Source organism: Enterovibrio coralii, assembly GCF_001559595.1.
Taxonomy (GTDB): domain Bacteria; phylum Pseudomonadota; class Gammaproteobacteria; order Enterobacterales; family Vibrionaceae; genus Enterovibrio; species Enterovibrio coralii.
Window position 1 is genome coordinate 1 of sequence record NZ_LNTY01000021.1, and the last position, 21,830, is coordinate 21,830.

A 21,830-nucleotide genomic window follows, 5' to 3' on the forward strand; every position below is an offset into this window, starting at 1 on the left:
CAAAGTGATTTTTCCCTCAACGAGAAACCTCAGACTGCGCGTCCCGGCAGAAATGCTGAGTTTCTTCTATCTGCGCCCCAGAAAAGCGCGGGACTCCAGCGATGTATCAATCAAAAAGCCCAGCGATTATCGCTGGGCTTTTGGTGTTTTAAATTCCTGTCGACTTACGATTGCGTGGCTAAGATCTGCTGCTTTTTAATCTCTTCCTGCTTTAGCAAGAATAGGCTCACCGCAATAATCAGCGTGATTGACTCAGCGAGAGGCAGTGCTAGCAAGAAGTGGTTCTCTTTGAAAAAGAACGCGAAGCACAAGAGCAATGCGACAGGGAGCACTAAGCCGCGGCTTAATGCGATGATCAGAGACTGAACGGGTTTCTGTAAGGCGGTGAAATAAGCCGAAATCAGAACATTGAAGCCACTGAACAACAGACATGGCCAAATCACGCTGATATAAAAGAGTGCCTGCTTTGAAGACGCAGTCACTGCATCAGTAAAGAAAAGCTGGGTGATGGCACTTGCCCCGTTTTGTGCGACATAAACGAACCCGAGACTGATTGTGAGAACCGAACTCCCTGCCATCATCATAAACTGTCGGATCCGTTGCCAGTTTCCCGCTCCAAAGTTTTGACTGATCAGTATGTGGATGGCATCCACAATGCCGTAGTAGGCCATCATGCTAAAAAACAGCATGTAGTTGGCAACAGAGAACCCTGCAACAGCAGCTTGCCCGCCTTCAAACACCAATAACCAATGAATGATTAAGATGACGATACCGACGGAAATCTCATTGATAAACTCCGAAGAGCCATTGATAAGAGAAGAGAACAAATCGCTCAACTTCATGTTGGAAATCGAAAAACACAGATTACGTCTCTTTTCGAAAAAGAAGGTCGATAGCGTCAATAGCTGAAAGGTCTGTGCGATTACCGTTGCCCAGGCCGCCCATTCAATGCCTAAACCCAAATAGCCTAAAAATACGATATCAAGGACAACGTTGGTCGCTGCGCCGACGGATAACGCCACTGTTGCCAATACAGGAAAGCCATCCGCACGAACAAAGTAGTAGAGCACAAGGGAGCTTAGCTGAATGATGAGACACAAAGAGATCACGCTAAAGTACTTCAGCATCAAAGGATGGACCTCAGTCGGTGCACCTAGCAATCCAAATAGCGTCTCACTGAAAAGCCCAGTGATAAGTGCCATGACCACAGCGAAGCCAAACACCGTTATGAGAGACTGAGTGAATACGGCATTTGCTTTGTCGTAATCATCTTCTCCAATGTATTTTCCCGCTTTAACCGTGCCGCCTATCGCAATCATCAATGAAGTGGCGAACATAAACGTCAGAAAAGGCACCAGTAGGTTGATGGCGGCAAGCGCATCCGCCCCCAGATACCGACCGACAAAGATGCCATCGACAATGCTGGCACTGGAAATAGCTAACAACCCGAGTAAAGAAGGCACAGCAAAATAGAAGAATGTAGGGATGATTGGCGACTGGGTGACGCGATTTTCAGAGCTCATAATTCAAACAGACACAATTTCAGATGGTTTCATCTTGCGGTATACAAAACGACCTTTCCAGTGCACAACTTGGATTCTGAGACCCAGCCTTGCTGGTTATGTAACAATGGTAACTTTTAGTGAAATGATAATTAATATCAATTAGGATCCTCAGCCTTGTCCGTAAAAGCGCATGGAATGCTGCGCTTGCAAAGAGTTAGGCGAGGGTATCGTGAATCTAAATGCGCAAAAAATCGCTGAAAAAGCGTCTTTCCAAGCCTTCTTTAATGGCTATCTCAAAGAGGTGGATGTTGGAGAGTGGAGAAGTACACGCCATGTGGATACTCTGATAACTGGGCATGCACTCGCCGCAAATACCACAACCGTTGAGGTTTCACTTCGCCATATTCCTCAACCTCTCGTCGCTATCGTGGATTACCGCACTCAGGTGGGTTGTCATGTTTTTAGCGAGGTTTACCTAAAGCATGAAAGCCATCTAAAGCCTCTTTCTTTTCTCGACGCTCAGTTGATGCTTATTGAATCCCTGTATTTTGAATGCAGCGACAACGCGTCTCATCACAAACATGAACTGACCGTCCGCGTACTTGAAAGTCATGCTGTGATGACCAGATACATTAATGAAAGATTGGACGATCCTTCCCGCTGCAGCATGTGCTTTATCGGTGCCGAGCAATCACTGCTGTTCGGACACTGGCAACATCCAACGCCGAAAAGCAGACAGGGGATGCTCGACTACCATCACCTGCATTATGCCCCTGAACTACAAGGACAATTCAAGCTTCATTATTTCAGTGTGGCGCAAAGCCTTGTTCGACAGCGCTCGGCATTAACGGAATCCGCCGAAGACATTATTCGCACGTCTCTGCCAGTGATCGGGCAGATACCAAATAATCATGCCGTTTTACCTATGCACCCTGTTCAGGCTCAATGGCTACTTCATCAACCGCATGTTGAAGCATTGATAGAGCGTGGAGAGATCCTGGATTTAGGCGTGCAGGGAGTGCGATTTACCGCGACATCTTCGGTACGTTCACTCTATAACCCTGACTTGGAATGGATGTACAAATTCTCTCTACCCGTAAAAATCACGAATTCACTGAGGGTGAACAAGCGGGCAGAGCTTGATGCGGGGGTGGTGATGGCAACCCTTTATAAAAAGACGGGGTTTGCAGCCTTGTATCCGTCTTTTCGGGTTATCACTGATCCTGCCTACATCACCTTATCCTTGCCCGAACTGAGCGAAAGCGGCTTTGAGGTAATCATTCGTGAGAACCCGTTCACCCCAACGGAAAGCGATAATGTTGTTACGATCGCCGCGTTGACACAGGCACCTTTGCCCGGCGAAACCTCAATGCTTGCCAAGGTGATTGGCCAACTTGCGGCATCCGATAACGCGAACATGACACGCATTGCGATCAAATGGTTTGCCAAGTATTGGGAATGTGCGATTGAACCCATGCTTCGCCTTTATGATGAGCACGGCATCGCGCTGGAAGCCCATCAGCAAAACAGTGTTATCCGACTCGAAGACGGTTATCCGTCGATATACTACTTCAGGGATAACCAAGGCTTCTACCTGTCTAAATCCTATCGCAGTTACCTTGCCGACATGGAACCAGAATCGGTGACGGTGGATTCACTCTACTTTGACGATGACATCATCTGTGACCGCTTTGCGTATTACCTGATGATCAATCACCTGTTCTCGATCGTGGGCCGCATGGGCGCAGATGGTCTGGTTGATGAAGGGATATTGATCAGTTTTGTCCAACAGCGCCTCTCTGCGATGCAACACTCTTTGTCAGGTGCCGGGAAACTGTTTGTCGACAGATTACTCAGTCGCGCGACGATTCCTGCCAAAGCAAATTTGCTCACCCGTGTTCATGATGTGGATGAACTCCTTGCTGACAACGAGCAAGCCATATATTGCGAGCTACCCAACCCGCTGATGATGACCTGTCTTGAAGAAGCTGCGGAGGTGAAATATGCCGTTGCCTAATACCCAATGTCATGAATCTCGCGTCATCAAGCAACTGCTCGAAGCGTTGCTCTTCGAAGGTATTGTGACCTCTGAGCCACAAGACACCTCAGACAGGTTTGTCTGGCGTTTGGAGAAAAATCGTTATGAGGCGAGGGGGAAAATAGGGGCGTTTGGCCGTTATCGTTTGGACATGGCGACGCTATTGATAAATGGTGCCGAGGTGAATTTTTCCCATGACTGGCAAGGCATTATTGACGACCTTCCCGCCCACATTGCGGTTAAACAGGCGTTGCTGGAGGAGCTCTCCCAAACGATCTCGTTGTGCCGTTGGAACGATCAAAACTTACTGCCTCTACCTTCGAGACGCTTGTCGTCCTACGAAGAGTTGGAAGGCTTGCTGGATGAAGGACATCCCTATCATCCTTCCTTTAAGGCGCGCACGGGATTTGATTTTTCCGATCACAGAACATTTGGCCCCGAAGCTGGCAACGCTTTCAATCTTTACTGGGTCGCAATAAAGCGCGAATTCCTTGAAGAAAACCTTCCTTGCGAACACAACACATTTTGGCAAGAAGAGCTTGGGCAAACCCAGTGGAACCGATTAAGCGGGGCGCTTCGTGCCAACGGGGCTGAGTGGGGTGAATATGGCTTGTTGCTATCCACCCTTGGCAATGGAAAAAACTTAAATCCAAGTGGATAGCCGACGAGTTGGCAAGTCAAAACCTCCTCTTTCTTGGGATTGGTTCAGACCGTTATGCCGCGACGCAATCGGTACGTACCTTACTGAATTGCTCTGACGCTCGTCGCGCAAACGTAAAGTTGCCGATGAATATGGTTAACACTTCATCTCATCGAAATCTCGCCGCTTACTCAGTGTGTCTTGCACCCATGGTGTCTTCATGGCTTGACCGCGTTATTGCCAGTGATTCAGCACTTTCTGGTCTGGGTGTTCTCAATGAATATGCTGGTGCGAGATTTCAAGCGCCGTATATGGATGTTGAAACCTCCCCAGAGGCTGGACAGCTTGCGGTGATCTTTCGAGAAAGCGTCGCCAGTCAGTTGAAAGCGGGGGAGTCTGCCGTACCTTTCAATGCGCTCATGATGGTAGAACAAGACGGGCTTCCCTTTATCGCCGGCTGGGTTGAGCAGTACGGTTTGGAGGACTGGCTAGACAGATTAATCACGGTCGCAGTGCTTCCCGTTTGGCATCTGCTAGCTAAGCATGGCATTGGGATCGAGCCCCATGGCCAGAACATGGTCTTGATCCATAAAAACGGCTGGCCGGAGCGGATCCTCATCAGAGACTTTCACGAAAGTGTGGAGTATGTGCCGAGCTTTGTTCGCGAGCCGTCATGGGTGCCAGACTTCGCGTCTTTAGAGCCTCATCTTGCTGAAGCACCGCTTGATGATTACTACGCCATGAGCTCTGTGGAACTGTTGCGTGAACTGGTGATGGACACCTTGTTTATCTACAACCTTGCAGAAGTTTCCCATCTCATTGCCAGTTTCTATTCGATGTCCGAGGCAGCGTTTTGGCAACGTGTCGCCAAACATCTGGATGACTACGCAAAACAGCATCCAGAACTCGAAAGTCGGCTAGAGGAATTGGGTTATACCCAAGCAAGTATATCTACCGAGTCCTTGATGACACGAAAACTCACGCAGAGCAAAGCCGAATGTCATCACCGTATTCCCAACCCTTTGCACGCAGGATCGCGCGGGATTAGATCCTCTCAATCAGATCTTCAACAATAAGGACGTTATGTTTTACGTAAATGACGCATTTTTCAGCAAGGAATATCTGGCTGAACAATATGAGAAATTTGAGTCAATCGCAGCACTGAGCCAGCCAGAGGGAAAGCGGTTTGCGGTTTGCTGTGATGAACCCGCTATCGTTATCGCTTTGTGCCTTTTCCTTAAGGAGAAAGGTGGGTCTTTCTATCCTATCTGGCAACGACACCTAAGTTGGCTGCGAAAAGGCTAGCGGTCAAAGCGAAATGTCATACCCTGCTTTACGGTGTAGAACTCTCTGCAATGGACTTGAAAAGAGAGGATGAAGACCAAACTGCCGTGCTTGTGCAAACAAGCTCAGGGACAACAGGTGACCCAAAGGTCATTTGCCGCGATTGGGATTCGATTGATGAAGAGCTAGAAAGCTACACCAAAAGCTTCACCTTGCCGCAAGAGATGACACCCATTATTGCCTGTCCAGTGACGCATTCATACGGTTTGATTGCCGGTGTATTGGTGGCCATGAGGCGGGGTCAGCATCCTATTATCGTCAGCAATATCAATCCCAAGTATTTGCTGAAAAAGCTCCTTACGACACCGTCTCATTTGCTGTATTCCTCACCGGCACTATTGAATTCGGTGGTTCAGCTTTATCCCAACGGACAAAAGCTTCACGCCGTGATGACCTCCGGGACGGTATTGCCACAAAGCTGGTTTGATGCGCTGAAAGCGAAAGCCCAGTTTGTGTTCCAGCAATATGGCTGCTCTGAAGCCGGTTGCATTGCCATCAACCCGCAAACAGAATCGGCCAATCAAATTGGCAAGCCACTGCCTCATCTCATGGTGACCGCAGGAGAAAACATCGATGCGCCGGCTGAGATTGTGGTGACCAAAGGTGAGTTGGTCATTTACACCCAAGACATCGGGTATGTTGACCCATCTGGACAGCTTTGTTTCGTTTCCCGCAGCGACGACATGATCAATGTGTCGGGACTTAACGTTTACCCGCAAGACGTTGAAAACGTGGTGATGGAAATTCCTGAAGTATCGGACGCCGTGGTCTTTAAGCGTGCGGATAGCCTCTCGGGAGAGCGTGTGTGTCTCCAGTTTGTCGCCGATATCAACATAGAGCCTAGCCGTATCCGTCATTGGTGCAGTACGCGTTTGGCGTCTTTCCAACTGCCTATTGATGTTGAGCAGCGAGATGCCATCGAAAAAATGCCGAATGGAAAAGTTAACCGCAAGGCACTCTCACAAAGCAAAATTTCCCTACCAGCATTGGGCTAGGAGGCCAAATGAAACAAGAAACCATGATAGAAGCCATCCGTCAGGTGCTGGAAGGCAACATGCAAAACCCGCATATGCATGCATTCAATGCGTCGGCAAGGCTCAATGAGGATCTCTATTTAGATTCCGTGCTGGTATTGCAGCTTATCCTGCATCTGGAGCTCGATTTGGGCTTGAATGTTCCAGAGCAAAATATCACGGCTGCGGATTATGCGACGGTATCGAGCTTGGCAGACTTTCTTTGCCAGATAGACAGTGATACGCCCAAGACAAGCGTTCAGCAAGATGAAGAGTTTGAGGATGTAAAAGTACACTGCTTTGTTAGCTGTGTCTGCGAGTCGCTCAAACGAAAGCACATCGACCATCGCCCGTTTTATTTCGGTGTGTGGGATGCCACGTTTTCTATCAGTGATGACTATCGGCTTCAGTACCATTCAGATGATATCGACCATAGCGATTTCAAAACCTGGTACCAGACACTTTTTGGTGTGGAGCTTGAGTCTTGGTATGACGAATCAGAATCCAAAGAAGACAATCTTTTGGCGATGACGCGCATTCTCGAGAGCAAACCGTCAGATCAGCATTTGATGGTGATGTTGGATATGTACCACTTGCCTGAGCGTGAGAATAAGTTTAACCAAAATCCTTTTCCTCACTATGTGATGCTGGAGAACACGAACGACCCAGCAACACTGATGATGTACGACCCGGACTTTCGTTGGGAAGGGGAGATGGAAGCGTCGAAGATCTATCACGCTATCTCTCAGCCCAGTGTTGCGGGTGGTTATTTGATTAATGAAGCCAAGCTAAAACATGCCGATGACCGCGATATTCAAGCGTACTTTGAGGCTTGTTTTATCCGTGAAGACAATCCCCTGACCAGTGCTATTCGCACTATCTTGAATGCACACCTTCGTAGCGTGGATGCGTTATCGATTTCTGCGCTGAATATTGCGTTAAGAGAAATTCGCGTTATTGCGGTACGCAAATATGCCTACGAACATGGCTTTGCCTTTTTCTGGCGCGCATTAGGCTTGCCGGATGATGACTTTGAGTACTGGTGTGATGTGATTGAAGATCTCATCCAAACCTACACCAAAATCCAGTATCAGGTAATGAAGCTTGCGGAAACCGGTGATGTAGAACTTCAAGTGGACATCTACGCGCTGCTTAATAAGCAAGATCAGACCGAAAACCGCATTAAGAAACGACTGTTTGAGGTTTACCGTGATTGGTGTGAACTGAACGACTTAGCACTTCCCATGCTGGCTGAGGCGGTGTGATATGCAGCTTTCGATCTGCACCATTTCTTTTCGTCATCAACTGGTCTCATTGGAAAATCTGGCTGAATGGCAAGAAGCCATGCGTTTAATGGGATAGAGCTTTGGGGCGCGCACGCGTTCGGTTTAGAGCATCAACCACAATATGATGCCAAATGGTTAAAGGAGATGGGACTCTCCATTTCGATGCTCAGCGACTATCTGCCGATTGCGGGTGATGAGCATTATGCCGACCAAAAATGCCAGCATATTTTCCGCTTGGCAAAGCATTGGGAGACCCAAAAAGTCCGCACATTTGCGGGGCATCAAGCAAGCGCAGCTGTGGGTTCAAATGAACGCGCTCGGATGACTTGTCGTCTGCGGAACATCTGTGCGTATGCCGAACAGCAAGGATTGAGTGTGCTGGTGGAAACGCATCCTGGCACCTTGGCAGACACGCCGCAATCCATTATGCAGTTGTTGGATGAGGTCAATCACCCGGCATTAAAGCTTAACTTCGACACCTTGCATGTTTGGGAAGCCGGTGAAGATCCTGTCGCGTTCCATCATGAGGTGGCGGAGCATGTCGGTCACTATCACCTTAAAAATGTGCTTTCACGCGAATTACTCAGCGTCTTCTCTCCAGACAATGTCTATTCACCTGCAGGTAGCCGCTTTGGGATGGTTCCCCTGTTTCAGGGCGTGTTGGATTACCACCGCTTTGTGCCAGAACTTCTGAAACGCAACGACGTATCTGCATCACTGGAATGGTTTGGTAATGACGTAAAACAAACCTTGCTTGCAGATAAAGCGGAACTGGACATTTTTAGGCATCGCGCGTATGCCGATGTATCGCCTTTGTAGTTGTGGTCAGTCTAGAAAAATGGACTTTTTTTTTGTGATCTGAGTCTTGTGAACGAAGAAGAGGGATTTAAATTCCGAAATTGATATTGATAATCGATCTCATTTACACCCAAGTTTGACCAACAATATAAAAACCAATAATGAATGCACAGACAACAAGAACTAAGGGAACCCTTTTAATTATTGAGCCTAGTGAAAAGTACGGTAAGAGACTGATTTCAAAATTACTCGATAATGGGTATGTCGCCAAGTGGTGCAGATCTGCCGCAGAGGCGCCTTCCTTACATTCAGGCACTGCTTTTGATTTACTGATGCTATCTTCGGCACTTCCGGAGATGGCTGGGCACGTGATTCTTAAGCAGTTTCGCAAGAAAACGCATGTGCCAATTATTCTTCTCGCGGAGCATTACTGCCATCGAGAATGTATTAATAGTTTTGCACACGGGCAGATGACTACGTCACCTGTCAGCAATCAATCAGTGAAGTAATTTGCCGAGTCAGCGCAGTTATTCGACGTGCCCAACAACTGCCGATCATTGAAACGAACTCCCAGCTTGTCATTGATAGCCTTACGATGGACAAAAAATTGCAAGAAGTAACCTATGACGGCCAATTGATTTCAGTGACACCCATCCAATTTAAACTGCTTTGGACGCTAGCGATTCAACAACACCAAATCTTAAGCAAGGATTACCTCTCCCAAACGGTGCTGTCTCGAGAGTTTCAAAAATACGACCGAAGCTTAGACATGCATTTGAGCCGAATTCGTAAAAAGCTGGTGGACGCGGGGATGGCCGCTGAGCGTCTGCAGACGGCACATGGCAAAGGTACTGTTTTTCCTAGTGGTGGAATCCAGACGAAAGGTGTTATTTCACCCGTAGTTACGTTCGAGCACTGCGACTGAAATTGCATTTGCAATATGAATGATTTCAGTCTGTTACATTAGTTGTAACAATTGTAAATTACGTTTACACCACCATACGGTAATGGATAATAACGCAAATCATTCTCATTACCATTATGGAAAGACAGTAAGATGTACCAAGGACGTAGCTTTAAAAACTCACCCCTCGCGCTCGCAATTTGTGCAGCTCTGCTCAGTCAAACTGCCATCGCTGATGACCATTCTGATGCCCATGAAACCGTCGTTGTGACTGGGAATCCTTTGGCGACGACAGATGTCTCCATTGATGCCTCACAGCTAGAGGAACGTCAGGCGAATGACTTGAACGATATTTTCCGTACCGATCCTGAAGTGGCAGTAGGCGGTGGTTCCGGTGTCTCGCAAAAGATTTATGTTCGTGGCTTGGAAAACACACTTTTGAATGTCTCCATTGATGGTGCCGTTCAGTCGGGTAACATTTATCACCACCAAGGCAGCCTCTCTATCGAGCCAGATATCTTGCAGCAAGTTGAGGTCATTGCAGGGGCTGGGCGTGCAACTGACGGGGCCGGCGCGCTGGGCGGTGCCATTCGCTTTGAAACGAAAGACGCCGAAGACATGCTAATGCCGGGCGAGCGTTTTGGTGGCTCTGTCAAAGCAGGCTACTACAGCAACACGGAAGGGTATAAGACTACCGTAAGCGGTTACGGCTTAATTACCGACAATGTCAGTGCGCTGGCTACCTTGTCCTATAGCGATCTGGATGATTACGAAGACGGTGATGGTGAAAAGCAAGACCATACGGGTGCAGAAAACAAAGTGGGTTATCTCAAAGTGGTCGGCAATATCACGGACTCACAGAAACTCTCTTTGAGCTACGACTCTCGTGAAGATGAAGCCTACCGTTATCACCGTCCACAATGGTTGAGAGCAAGAAAAACAGCCCAATCAATCAGGAAATGGATCGTCAAACCTTCACCGCAAAGTATGAGCTAAACCCAGAAGACATTAGCTGGTTGAACCTCGCCCTGACTGCCTACAACACAGAGACTTCGCTTAAGCACATCGATGGGCCGTGGGGGGATTATCTGGGTGAAGCCAAGTCATTCGGTGCCGATCTTCGCAATACCACGTCGCTTGGTAAGCATGCGCTCATCTATGGTGTTGAGTATCGTGATGATGAAGGTTATCTAACGAGCCCGACTTATGGCTCTGACAAAGACGAAGGCCAAGTCTTCGGCGTCTATCTTCAAGGTGATTTTTACGTTACTGATGCTTTGCTTTTGAGTGCAGGCGGACGATTCGACTCTTACAAGCTTGATGAGTCTGGCGGCAACAAATTCGACCATGATGGTTTCAGCCCGAATGTCAGCGTGAACTATGCAATTACCTCTAATCTTAACGTTTATGCTGGCTATGCGCAGGCTTTGCGTGGTGCCCAAGTGCGTGAAATCTTCAAGCTGGATGGCACAAAGAGTGCAGAGACCCGCAAGGAAGAAACGGCAGAAAACACAGAAGTAGGAGCGAGCTGGGTTTCAGGTGGACTGCACCTGTCTGCTACAGCATTCGTGACCAAAATTGATGATATTGTCGATGAAGAGAACAGCGAACTGACAAACGTCGGTGACTTGGAAACCAAAGGCTTCACGACCCGCGCTGCGTACTACTGGGATTCCGTGTCGGCTGGCATTAGCTACAACCAGTCACGTCCTGAGTTGGATGGTAAGCCGCTGAATGACGACACCAAAGGCATTGGTACGGCAATCGGTGATACCTGGGTAGCGGATGTGAACTATCAAATCACTGAGAGCATCCTGGTGGGCTATGTTGGTCGCTACGTGGAACGTCTGACGGATGTTGCCGATGGTTACGATGAAAAAGCGGGTTATGCCGTGCATGACATCTACAGTGAGTGGACGCCGTTCGCCAATGAAGATCTGACGGTGTCGCTGGCAGTGAAGAACCTGTTTGACAAAGCCTATCGTGACCACGCGAGCTATGGTATCTACCGCAATGATGATGGCTCACAAAGCACAATCGCGGTGGGCACACGCGAGCCGGGTCGAGACATTCGATTCAATGTGGCTTACGCATTCTAATGCAACCGAAGAGAGGCGAAAGCCTCTCTTTTTGATCTCGCCAAAAGTTTCGCATCTTGCCTTGTGACAATCCTTCTTTCGTCACTGTCATCGCCAATGTCCCAGCTAAGATATAGCTATTACTTTGTGCGTTGAGGGGCGTATGAAAAAAGACCTTTTGATGATCCTCTTTATCAGCATGTTTCTGCTCGGTGCCTATATGGCTATCGCGCAGGCTTCTCCTTGGGAGTCAGTGAAAGAGCCTTTCGCGGGACAAGAGCAGTCAATTGGTAGTTACGCCAATGGTTGCTTGAGCGGTGGAGAGGCGTTGCCCTTAAAAGGGGAGGGCTATCAGGTGATTCGGCCGTCAAGAAATCGCTACTACGGCCACCCTGACATGATTACCTACCTGACAAAGCTCGGTGCCAAAACCAAGGCGTTTGGGTTGGATGATCTGTTGATTGCGGACATCGCCATGCCGCGCGGTGGCAATTTCTCTAGTGGGCACGCTAGTCATCAAACGGGTTTGGATGCAGATATTTGGTTGAGCTTTGCACCCGATACTCTCACCAAAAAGGCCGTTGAAAATCAGACGGCAATTAGCATGGTGGATTTGAAAAACTACAAACTTCGCCGCGATAACTGGCTTGATGATCACGCAGTATTGTTTCAAGTGGCGGCGTCAGAGCCAGAAGTCGCGCGCATCTTTGTTCATCCAGTGATTAAAGAAACCTTGTGCTCGATGGAATGGGAAGACAGAAGCTGGCTGCAAAAAGTCCGGCCTTGGTGGGGACATCACTACCACATGCATGTCAGGCTCAGTTGTCCGGAAGGAAGTGCGTCTTGTGTGAATCAGAAAGCACCACCACAGGGCGATGGCTGTGGGGCTGAGCTAGTAAGTTGGCGACCTAAACCTGAAGACAGCAACAAGAAGACGGCTTCAGTGACGAAAAAGAAGAAAGTGAAGATAAAACCGGCACAGTGCACAACAGTGTTAACCCAATAAAAAAAGCGCCTATCGGCGCTTTTCTCTTTTATGCGAGTCCCTGTATTCTCACAAACTTTTCCAGCAATTCATCATTGGTTTCCTTGTGGTCAGGATCAATGATGATGCAGTTTGTAATTGGGCATACAGACTGACATGTCGGCTTTTCATAGTGACCTACGCATTCCGTGCATTTGTCTGGGTCAATCTCGTAGATCTCTGCGCCGAATGAGATAGCCTCGTTCGGACATTCAGGATCACACATGTCGCAGTTAATGCACTTCTCGGTGATCAATAATGCCATTGATTACGCACTCACTGCTTTAGGCGCGTTTGGGTTACGCGTGTTTGCACCGTCAGTCAGGTTGCGCATCAGCAGACCAAAGTTCAGGTCCATGTCTTCTGGCACTGGGATAAAGACAAAGTGACCGTTGCCTTTCGCATCGTCAATCACTTCGCTCTTGCGGTTTTCCATGGTTTCCAGCGTGAAGATCACATTGCCTTTTGGTGTCATCACTTCCAGTGAGTCACCCACAACGAATTTGTTCTTCACTTCAACTTCTGCCAGGTTGCCACGGCGTTTACCGGTGAACTCACCCACGAATTGCTGGCTGTCAGACACAGAGTAACCGTACTCGTAGTTTTGGTACTCACCATGGTTGTGACGGCGCAGGAAGCCTTCGGTGTAACCACGGTGCGCCAAGCTTTCCAGCGTGGTCATCAGGGTTTCATCAAACGGTTTACCCGCGACAGCATCGTCGATTGCTTGGCGGTATACCTGTGCGGTACGTGCACAGTAGTAGAAAGACTTGGTACGGCCTTCGATTTTAAGCGAGTGAACACCCATCTTGGTCAGACGGTCAACGTGCTGGATAGCACGCAGGTCTTTCGAGTTCATGATGTAGGTGCCGTGCTCGTCTTCAAACGCAGCCATTTTTTCGTCTGGGCGATGGGTTTCGCTCAGCAGAACCACTTCGTCAGTTGGTTTGCCTAGACCAATGGTGTTGTCTGGACGCTCTTCAGCTTCTTGGATTTGAACAGAAGCAGCAGGCTGGATCTCAACGATTTGGCCTGTTTCATCTTCAGTCGCTTTCTCTGTTTTGTATTCCCAACGACATGCGTTGGTGCAGGTGCCTTGGTTCGGGTCACGTTTGTTGATGTAACCAGACAGTAGGCAGCGGCCAGAGTAAGCCATGCAAAGTGCACCGTGAACGAAGATTTCGATCTCCATTTCAGGGACTTCTTTGCGTACTTCTTCGATTTCTTCCAAAGACAATTCACGTGACAAAATCACACGCTCAATGCCTTGGGTTTGCCAGAACTTCACGGTTGCCCAGTTCACCGCATTCGCTTGAACAGACAGGTGAATCGCCATGTCAGGAAAGGCTTCACGTACCATCATGATAAGACCAGGGTCAGACATGATCAGCGCATCTGGTCCCATATCAACAACAGGCTTCAGGTCGCGGATGAAGGTTTTCAGCTTTGAGTTGTGCGGTTGAATGTTACATACCACGTAGAACTTTTTACCCAGTGCGTGGGCTTCATCGATACCGATTTGTAGGTTCTCGTGGTTGAATTCGTTGTTACGCACACGAAGGCTGTAACGTGGTTGACCGGCGTATACTGCGTCTGCGCCGTATGCAAATGCATAGCGCATGTTTTTTAGGCTGCCCGCAGGAGACAGAAGTTCTGGTACAAACATAGTCATTGCTTCTATTTCTGAGTGTAAGTCAGGCCGCATCCAAAAATGAGGCGGAGGTGCGGGCGATTTTACTGTGATCTTGTTAACATAGCCAGTTCCATTCAGGAAACCATTCAAAGAAATTGGTGTCTTTCAACTTGTCTGCAAAATTATGGGTAATTCGCGCATAATTTGACAAAATGATGATTAGAGCTCCAAAATTCGCCTGTATGTTAGGCAAACGTTTTAAAACTCACGCAACATTGAGCAAAAAATAGATGTATGAAAAGAAAACCAAGACGATAAGCAAGCTGTCGAAATCGGTTCTTGGCCTGATGGGATTGTCGTTAGTGACGGTTGCGGTCTCGATTAACGTGATGCATTCCGACCCTATTCGTGTCGTTCCCCTCAATATTGCGGGTTCATTGCTGCCTTCAAAATTCACGTCTGACGCGGAAGTTGAGGAGGTTGTTGACCTTCCTGACTACCAATACACCATCCAGTCGGGCGATAGCCTTAGCCAAATATTCATGAAGCTTGGTATTCCTTACGGCGATTTGTTAAAGCTGATGGAAACCGACCTTAACCACTTGCGTATTGATACTTTGCAACCTGATGACGTGCTGCGTTTTTGGGTCGATCCGACGGGTAAAAAACTGCTTAAACTTGAGCTCGAATTCAATATTGCTCAAAAGGTTCAGTATTCACGTTTAGATGATGACACCTTTGAGTTTCAGGAAATCGATATTCCGGGCGATTGGGTGCAATCAGTCACCGTTGGGGATATTGAAGGCAGTTTCTCTGTGTCAGCCCGACGCGCAGGATTGAGCTACAACGATGTGCAAGTGATCACCAACCTGCTCAAAGACAAGATGAACTTCTCGCGTGACCTGCGTGCGGGTGACAAGTTTGAAGTTGTTCGTGCGGAGCAGTTTGTGGATGGTCAAGCCAGTGGTCAGCGCGAAATTCAGGCTATCCGTATTGAACGTCGTGGTGGTGCTATTACGGCATACCTGCACACGGACGGTAACTACTACGACAAAAATGGCGACAGCTTCAACGTGCTTTCCAGCGCTACCCAACTGCGCACAAAGAGCGCATCAGCTCTAACTTCAACCCACGCCGTAAGCACCCAGTGACTGGCCGTGTTTCACCGCACAACGGGACGGACTTTGCAGTAAGAACGGGTACACCTGTGTTGTCGACGGGCGACGGAGTGGTGGTGATGGTCAGAAACCACCCTTACGCCGGTAAGTACGTGGTGATTGACCACGGTAACCAGTACAAGACACGTTACCTGCACAACAGCAAGATTTTGGTGAAGAAAGGTCAGCGTGTGTCTCGCGGGCAGAAAATTGCGCTGTCAGGTCAAAGCGGACGTGTGACCGGACCGCATATTCACTATGAATTGTTGATCCGAGGACGAGCGGTGAATCCTATGACGGCAAAAATTCCGATGGCGACATCGGTGCCGAAAAAGGAAAAAACCGAGTTTAAGGATGCGGTGACAAAATACGATGACATGATGCTGAAGGCATCGGTTCAATAAAAAAACAGGGCATTGCCCTGTTTTTTTATGTCTGTGGTTTAGGCTTACTCAGCCTTATCGACGCCACCCAACTCTTCGTAAAGGTTTGGCAAGAACGCGCCAAGCTCACCACACATTAATGACAAGTCTGCATCCAGACGCTGTGCCATGTCTTCGCGGTCGATGTCTGCGTTCTGATCGCGCAGCTCTTCAGAGAACTTAATGCGTTTGATAGACATGTCGTCACACAGCATGAACTCAATACGGTCTTGCCAGTTCATCGCCAGTTTGGTGACCAGCTTTTCTGCTTCAATGTGCGCCAGAATTTCATCGCTAGACAGGTCTTGTTGCTTACAGCGAATAACGCCACCTTGCTCAAGAATGGCTTTTAGTTCGGCTTCTTCACCAATGGTGATGCCTTTCGGCGCGTGACCTGAACGTACCCATTCCGTCATAGCCAGTTCAACCGGCTTGTTGGTTTCAACAGGCACGACTGGCAGACTACCCAGAGATTTACGCAGCAGAGCCAGAATGTCTTCTGCTTTTTTCGCACTGCCAGCGTCTACTAGGATAAGTCCGGCTTTTGGCATCACAAGTGCGTAGGTTTGGCTGGTGCGGCTGAATGCGCGTGGCAGCAAATCCATTACGATGTCATCTTTGATGCTGTCTTTTTCTTTTTTCTTCAGCGGACGGCCTTGCTCACGCTCCATCGCGTCTACTTTTGCTGTCAGGGAGTCTTTGATCACTGATGCTGGCAGCATTTTTTCTTCTTTGCGTGCACATACCAGAATGTTGCCATCGCTGACGTGGGTCATCATGTCGCCATGTTTGCCTAACGCCGTGGTCCAGCCGAATTTTTGCATGTCCTGGCTGCCACATGGGGTAAAGCGAAACTCAGAAAGTTGCTTTTCCATATGCTCAGGGTCTAGGTCGATGTCTCGGGTAAGGCGGTAGGTAAAAATGTTCTTGAACCAAATCATGGCGAGGCGTTATCCATCAGGTAATGACAAAGGCCACATGGTATTGCATTCAGTGACGAATGTCGCCGCAATTGCGATACAATTTGGGACTCAGCACAAGAACGAGCGCATAAGCATTAATGAAAATACTCCACACGTCAGATTGGCATCTGGGACAAAACTTCTTTACTAAAAGCCGCAAACAAGAACATCAGGCTTTTCTGGACTGGCTGCTCGATGAGATAGACAACAACCAGATTGATGCCGTCATCGTGGCGGGAGATATTTTCGATACGGGGTCGCCGCCAAGCTATGCCCGTGAAATGTATAACCAGTTCGTGGTGTCTATCAGCCAGCGTAACTGTTCGCTGGTGGTATTGGGCGGCAATCATGACTCGGTATCCACACTCAAAGAGTCTAAATCCTTGTTGGCCTGCTTACACACGTATGTGGTGGCGAACACCAGCGACGATCTAAACGACCAACTCCTTGTGCTCAATAACCGCGACGGTTCGGTTGGGGCCATTGTGTGCGCGGTGCCGTTTGTTCGCCCACGTGATGTGCTGACCAGCCAAGCGGGTGAATCAGGCACGGAGAAACGTCAGGCATTGGGTGATGCGATAAAAGCGCATTATCACGACTTGTATCAAGCGGCAGTAAACCTTCGAAAAGACAATGGCTGGCAAGTGCCCATCATTGCCACCGGACACCTGACTGCTCTGGGTGTCAGCCCGTCGAAATCCGTGCGCGATATTTATATCGGCACCCTCGATGGATTCGCTGCAGACGGCTTTCCGCCCGCTGATTACATCGCCCTTGGACATATCCATCGTCCGCAAATTGTCGCCAAGTCTGAGCACATCCGCTACAGCGGCTCGCCGATCCCGCTGAGCTTTGATGAGCTCAAGTTCAACAAGCAAGTAGTGCTGGTGGAATTTAATGGAGAGGCACGTGTACGTATCGAACCGATCAGCATTCCGAGCTTTCAGCCTATGGGTGTCCTAAAAGGGTCTTTGGAAGAGATAGATGTACAGCTTTCCCAGTATAAAGATCATGATGATCCAAAAGCTGTTTGGCTGCACATTGAGGTCTCCGTACAAGACTATCTCTCTGATTTACAACAACGTATTCAATTGATGACCGAAGGGCTCAATGTGGAGGTGTTACAGCTTCAGCGCACCCGTGGGCCAAAAGCTCAAGCATTGACACAAGAGGCCAAAGAGACCTTGTCTGAGTTAACGCCTAACGATGTGTTCCAAAAGCGTTTGGCACTTGAAGTGTTCGAAGGTGACGAAGAAATTGCCCGTCGAGACCGCATTCAAACGCAGTTCGCCAACATTGTTGCCGAAGTGGAAAACGTGGAGGCAAGCGAATGAAAATCCTAAGCCTTCGCTTTAAAAACCTGAACTCGCTTAAAGGTGAGTGGAAAATTGATTTCACCCAAACGCCGTTTTCTGACAACGGCTTGTTTGCAATAACCGGTGCCACTGGCGCAGGTAAAACCACCTTGCTCGATGCCATTTGTTTGGCGTTGTACCATCAAACGCCACGCCTTGGACTCATCTCGACGTCCAGCAATGAAATCATGACGCGTGGCATGGCGGAGTGTTCTGCCGAAGTTGAGTTTGAGGTCAAAGGCCACCCATACCGCGCGTTTTGGAGCATGCGCCGCTCACGAGGCAAAGCGGACGGCAATTTGCAACAGGCCGATGTGGAGCTGGTGGATGCGAAAACCGACAAAGTGCTCGCCACGCAAGTGAAGCAAAAAAATGAGCTGGTCGAGAGTATTACCGGTCTCGATTTCTCGCGCTTTACCAAATCAATGATGCTTTCCCAAGGTGAGTTCGCCGCGTTTTTGAATGCCAAAGAAAACGAACGTGCAGAGCTGCTTGAAGAGCTGACCGGCACCGAAATCTATGGCCGTATTTCAGAAAAAGTGCACGAGCACTTCGCCGCAGCGAAGTTGGCATTGAGTCAAAAAGAAGCCGAAGCCAAAGGTGTGCAACTGCTCAGTGCGGAGGAACTTTCCGAGCTTGAAAGCGCGCTGACAGATGTTGATGACTTGTTGAAAACTGAGCGAGACAAACAAGCCGCACTCACTGCGCACTTGGCGTGGTGGAAAGAGCATCAAAAAAGCCACCAAGAAGAAACACAAGCGAAAGCGCAGCAAGCGGATGCTGAAACCAAGTGGCAAGATGCCAAACCTAGGCTGGATAAGCTAGAGCACAGTGAGCCCGCTGAAAAACTGCGACTGCCTTACGAGCGTTGGCAAACCGCGCTGAAAAACGTGGAAACGTCTAATCAAACTTTGCTGGCCAAACAAGCGTCACTAAAAGCGACGTCAGAGAAAAGCGTGCAGGCAGACGAAGCCTTGCAGAAAGCGTCTGACGTACTGACGCTGGCGAAAACCCAACAGCGAGAGTTGGAGACACTGGTCAGCGAGCAAGTGTTGCCGCTGGATACCGACATCAAACACCAATCGCAACGCCACCAAGAATTGAGCACTCAACGCACAGGGCTGAGTAACAAGCAAAGTGAATTGAGCGCATCGCAAGGCCAGCTTGCCGAGCAACTTGATGGGAAAAAGCGAGAGCTAGACACCGTCACTACCTATTTGTCGCAACACCAATCTGCCGCCCAACTTAAGCAGTATCTTGGTCAGTGGGCACAGATGGGACAACAGCTTTCGCAAGAGCAACTTGCGATTGTGGCATTGCAAAAGCAAGAGACCGAGCTGACGTCATCGCTTCAGGCGGAGGTCGAAAAAGCCACGACGCACGAAAAAGAGAAACAAGCGACCCAAGTTCAATGCGAACACACCAAACAAGCATGGGAAGGGCAGCAACAAGCGTTTACGAAAGCGACAGAGCGTGGCGATGTTGAATCATTGGATAAGCAGCGCGAGCAATTAAGTGCAGAGCTTTCCACGCACATGCAGTTGGGGCAATGGCAACAACAGTGGCTGGAGCTTGAAAACGACAATGCAGAGAAACGTCATGTGCTGGGCGAACAAACAGCGCAATCGAAAACGTTAGAACAAGACGTTACGGCACTTCGTCAGCAATACAAAGATAAAAAGCAACTGATTGATGCACTCTCAAAGCTGGTCAGTCAGGAAGAACATTTGGCGCAATATCGTGCGGCACTTCAACCGCACGAGGCTTGTCCGCTGTGTGGCTCGACTGAGCATCCTGCACTGACCGATGAGGCAGTGAACGTTTCTGATACCTTGCAGCAAAAAGCCGCGGCAGAAACGGCGCTTAAAGAGTTGGAAAACATCGGTAAAGAAACCGGTATGAAGCTTGAAGCGGGCAAGCGTTATATCGAGGAACTCGACAAGCACTTGGCGCGCAATCAGCAACAGCAAAAGGCATTGAGTGATAGCTGGGCTAACGCGGCATCTAGCATCAAGCTGAGTATCACTATTGATCAGCAAGACGCTTTCACGGCTTTCAGTGATGAACAGCGACAAATCCGTGATGCGTTGACCCAAACACTGACATCTTTGAAAACCCAAGAAAAAGCCCTGCAACAGTCAAAACAGCGTTGGGACGACGCTGCGCGTCTATTGGCAAGTGCCGAGCAGGCGCACTCTTTGTTATCGCTTTCTATCGAGAACAAACAGCGAGAAATACAAAAGCTCTTGGCAGACAAAAGCCAAAAGCAAGATTACCTCGAAACGCTGCAAAGCGTGTTGAGTCAGCAGATTTCTGAAAGTGGCTACATGCCACCGGAAGACAACGCACTGACTGCGTGGTTAGCGGCGAGAAAGCAAGATGCTGACGCTTGGGAACAAAACAACCTTCGAAAAGAGACCTTAGCCAAAGAGGTGGCACTTCAGGAGGTTGAACTCGCCAACTGCGTGAAAGAGATGACCGCATTGGCCGAGCAGCAGCGTGCGTTGCAATCTGATATCGATACCTTGTCTTCGACGCTTGAAGCAGCCAAAGCCAAGCGCGCAGAGATCTTTGGTGATAAATCGATTGATGCAGAAAAACGCCGCGTTGCCGAGCAGATGGAACAGACGGAAAATGCACACAAGGCCGCACAATCCTTAGCGCAACAATGTCAGGGTGACTTACGTGCCATTCAGGCAGACGTGACCAGCCAAACCCAAACGCTGGAGAGTCTGACTGCTGCGCTAAACACGCATTCCGTGCAGTGGGAAGAGAGCCTTTCTACGTCGCCGTTTGACGCGCTTGAAGCCTTTCAGGCCGCTTTGCTGCCAGAAGACGAAAAGCAGCAATTGCTGGCAGAAAAACGTGCTCTGGAAAATGCGCTGGAAGGGGCGAAAGTGTTGCAGCAAAAAGCGCAGCAACATGTTCAGGATGTCCTTGCTCACGAGCGCGCATCAGAGTGGCAATCAGTGCCGTTAGAAACGGTCGCAGCAGATGCAGAAGCCCAGGCAGAACACCTTCATCAATTGGTGAAACGCAGCGGTGAGCTGAGCCAAGCATTGGCATCGGACAAACAACGCCGCGAGAACCAACAGTCACTCTTTGCCGAGATTGAACGCCTGCGCGCGGCCTATGATGATATTCAATACCTGCACTCGCTGATCGGCTCGCAAAAAGGTGACAAGTTCAGAAAGTTTGCTCAGGGGCTGACGCTGGACAATCTGGTCTACCTTGCCAACAAGCAGCTAGACCGCATTCATGGCCGCTACCAGCTTAATCGCAAGCAAGGTGAGGGCTTAGAGCTTAGCGTGCTCGATACTTGGCAGGGCGATATTGAACGTGACACCAAAACCTTGTCCGGTGGAGAAAGCTTCTTGGTGAGCTTGGCACTTGCACTGGCCCTGTCTGATTTGGTCAGCCACAAGACCAGTATTGATTCACTGTTCTTGGATGAAGGCTTTGGTACTTTGGACAGTGAAACCTTGGACGTGGCATTGGATGCGCTGGATAACCTGAATGCGTCTGGCAAGATGATTGGTGTTATCAGCCACATTGAAGCGATGAAAGAGCGGATCCCAACGCAATTGAAAGTCACGAAGAAAACGGGATTGGGGATCAGCGAGTTAGACGATCGCTATCGTGTGGATCGCGGTTAGATTTTAGTGATCAAC

17 protein-coding genes and 2 pseudogenes are annotated in these 21,830 nt (G+C 49.0%); 15 read left to right on the top strand and 4 right to left on the bottom strand.

Annotation, left to right across the window (positions count from 1 at the left end; translation table 11 throughout):
- Positions 1 to 199 (top strand): hypothetical protein (locus ATN88_RS26860; protein ID WP_232312867.1); only part of this gene is annotated, 199 nt, incomplete at its 5' end.
- Here the strand turns inward: ATN88_RS26860 and ATN88_RS06435 are convergent.
- A complete protein-coding gene (locus ATN88_RS06435) occupies positions 165 to 1,523 on the bottom strand; it encodes an MATE family efflux transporter (protein ID WP_067413120.1) in 1,359 nt (452 codons plus the stop codon). The two genes, ATN88_RS26860 and ATN88_RS06435, sit on opposite strands and share 35 nt — an antisense overlap.
- Before the next feature lie 211 nt (positions 1,524 to 1,734).
- Here ATN88_RS06435 and ATN88_RS06440 point away from each other — a divergent pair, with 211 nt between their 5' ends.
- From ATN88_RS06440 to mepA, 11 genes and pseudogenes are all read left to right on the top strand, one after another.
- Positions 1,735 to 3,522: an IucA/IucC family protein gene (locus tag ATN88_RS06440; protein WP_232312869.1), complete on the top strand. Its 1,788-nt coding sequence runs from the start codon at positions 1,735 to 1,737 to the stop codon at positions 3,520 to 3,522.
- 172 nt (positions 3,523 to 3,694) lie between these two features.
- Positions 3,695 to 4,545 (top strand): annotated as a pseudogene (locus ATN88_RS26865) (IucA/IucC family protein); the annotation flags it as partial.
- A gap of 60 nt (positions 4,546 to 4,605) precedes the next feature.
- A complete protein-coding gene (locus ATN88_RS26870; protein WP_232312885.1) occupies positions 4,606 to 5,259 on the top strand; it encodes an IucA/IucC family C-terminal-domain containing protein in 654 nt (217 codons plus the stop codon).
- Positions 5,260 to 5,266: 7 nt separating this feature from the next.
- Positions 5,267 to 5,488 (top strand): hypothetical protein, encoded by a 222-nt coding sequence (locus ATN88_RS26875; protein ID WP_232312871.1) that lies wholly within the window; start codon positions 5,267 to 5,269, stop codon positions 5,486 to 5,488.
- Complete coding sequence (locus ATN88_RS06450; protein WP_232312873.1) at positions 5,470 to 6,522, top strand: AMP-binding protein; 1,053 nt, start codon at positions 5,470 to 5,472, stop codon at positions 6,520 to 6,522. The genes ATN88_RS26875 and ATN88_RS06450 overlap by 19 nt, the downstream gene beginning before the upstream one ends.
- An 8-nt stretch (positions 6,523 to 6,530) precedes the next feature.
- On the top strand, positions 6,531 to 7,805 hold the full coding sequence (locus ATN88_RS06455) for a DUF6005 family protein (protein WP_067413128.1): 1,275 nt from the start codon (positions 6,531 to 6,533) through the stop codon (positions 7,803 to 7,805).
- Positions 7,806 to 7,871: 66 nt separating this feature from the next.
- Positions 7,872 to 8,645, top strand: coding sequence for a sugar phosphate isomerase/epimerase family protein (locus ATN88_RS06460; RefSeq protein WP_232312875.1), 774 nt, complete (start codon positions 7,872 to 7,874; stop codon positions 8,643 to 8,645).
- A 586-nt stretch (positions 8,646 to 9,231) separates the two neighbouring features.
- Entirely contained in the window at positions 9,232 to 9,549 is a 318-nt protein-coding gene (locus tag ATN88_RS26880) for a winged helix-turn-helix domain-containing protein (RefSeq protein ID WP_232312877.1), read from the top strand.
- Positions 9,550 to 9,681: 132 nt separating this feature from the next.
- Entirely contained in the window at positions 9,682 to 10,524 is an 843-nt protein-coding gene (locus ATN88_RS26885) for a TonB-dependent receptor plug domain-containing protein (protein ID WP_232312878.1), read from the top strand.
- On the top strand, positions 10,488 to 11,627 hold the full coding sequence (locus ATN88_RS26890; RefSeq protein WP_232312880.1) for a TonB-dependent receptor plug domain-containing protein: 1,140 nt from the start codon (positions 10,488 to 10,490) through the stop codon (positions 11,625 to 11,627). The genes ATN88_RS26885 and ATN88_RS26890 overlap by 37 nt, the downstream gene beginning before the upstream one ends.
- A gap of 142 nt (positions 11,628 to 11,769) precedes the next feature.
- The gene (gene mepA / locus ATN88_RS06475; protein ID WP_083539432.1) at positions 11,770 to 12,612 is read left to right on the top strand and encodes a penicillin-insensitive murein endopeptidase; all 843 of its coding nucleotides are present in this window, start codon (positions 11,770 to 11,772) and stop codon (positions 12,610 to 12,612) included.
- Positions 12,613 to 12,640: 28 nt separating this feature from the next.
- Here mepA and ATN88_RS06480 read toward each other — a convergent pair whose 3' ends face one another.
- Both ATN88_RS06480 and trhP read right to left on the bottom strand, forming a co-directional pair.
- Positions 12,641 to 12,895, bottom strand: coding sequence for a YfhL family 4Fe-4S dicluster ferredoxin (locus ATN88_RS06480; RefSeq protein ID WP_067413132.1), 255 nt, complete (start codon positions 12,893 to 12,895; stop codon positions 12,641 to 12,643).
- A gap of 3 nt (positions 12,896 to 12,898) precedes the next feature.
- Positions 12,899 to 14,296 carry a prephenate-dependent tRNA uridine(34) hydroxylase TrhP gene (gene trhP / locus ATN88_RS06485; RefSeq protein ID WP_067413135.1) on the bottom strand — a complete coding sequence of 466 codons (1,398 nt, stop codon included), beginning with the start codon at positions 14,294 to 14,296 and terminating at the stop codon, positions 12,899 to 12,901.
- A gap of 257 nt (positions 14,297 to 14,553) precedes the next feature.
- Here trhP and ATN88_RS06490 point away from each other — a divergent pair.
- A pseudogene (locus tag ATN88_RS06490) lies at positions 14,554 to 15,824 on the top strand (peptidoglycan DD-metalloendopeptidase family protein).
- Between the two features lie 44 nt (positions 15,825 to 15,868).
- On the opposite strand, the gene rdgC reads toward ATN88_RS06490, so the two are convergent.
- Complete coding sequence (gene rdgC, locus ATN88_RS06495; RefSeq protein ID WP_198158339.1) at positions 15,869 to 16,780, bottom strand: recombination-associated protein RdgC; 912 nt, start codon at positions 16,778 to 16,780, stop codon at positions 15,869 to 15,871.
- Positions 16,781 to 16,902: 122 nt separating this feature from the next.
- Here rdgC and sbcD point away from each other — a divergent pair, with 122 nt between their 5' ends.
- Together sbcD and ATN88_RS06505 are read left to right on the top strand one after the other, a co-directional pair.
- A complete protein-coding gene (gene sbcD, locus ATN88_RS06500) occupies positions 16,903 to 18,138 on the top strand; it encodes an exonuclease subunit SbcD (RefSeq protein WP_067413140.1) in 1,236 nt (411 codons plus the stop codon).
- On the top strand, positions 18,135 to 21,815 hold the full coding sequence (locus tag ATN88_RS06505) for an AAA family ATPase (RefSeq protein ID WP_067413143.1): 3,681 nt from the start codon (positions 18,135 to 18,137) through the stop codon (positions 21,813 to 21,815). The genes sbcD and ATN88_RS06505 overlap by 4 nt, the downstream gene beginning before the upstream one ends.
- The last annotated feature ends 15 nt before the right edge of the window (positions 21,816 to 21,830 follow it).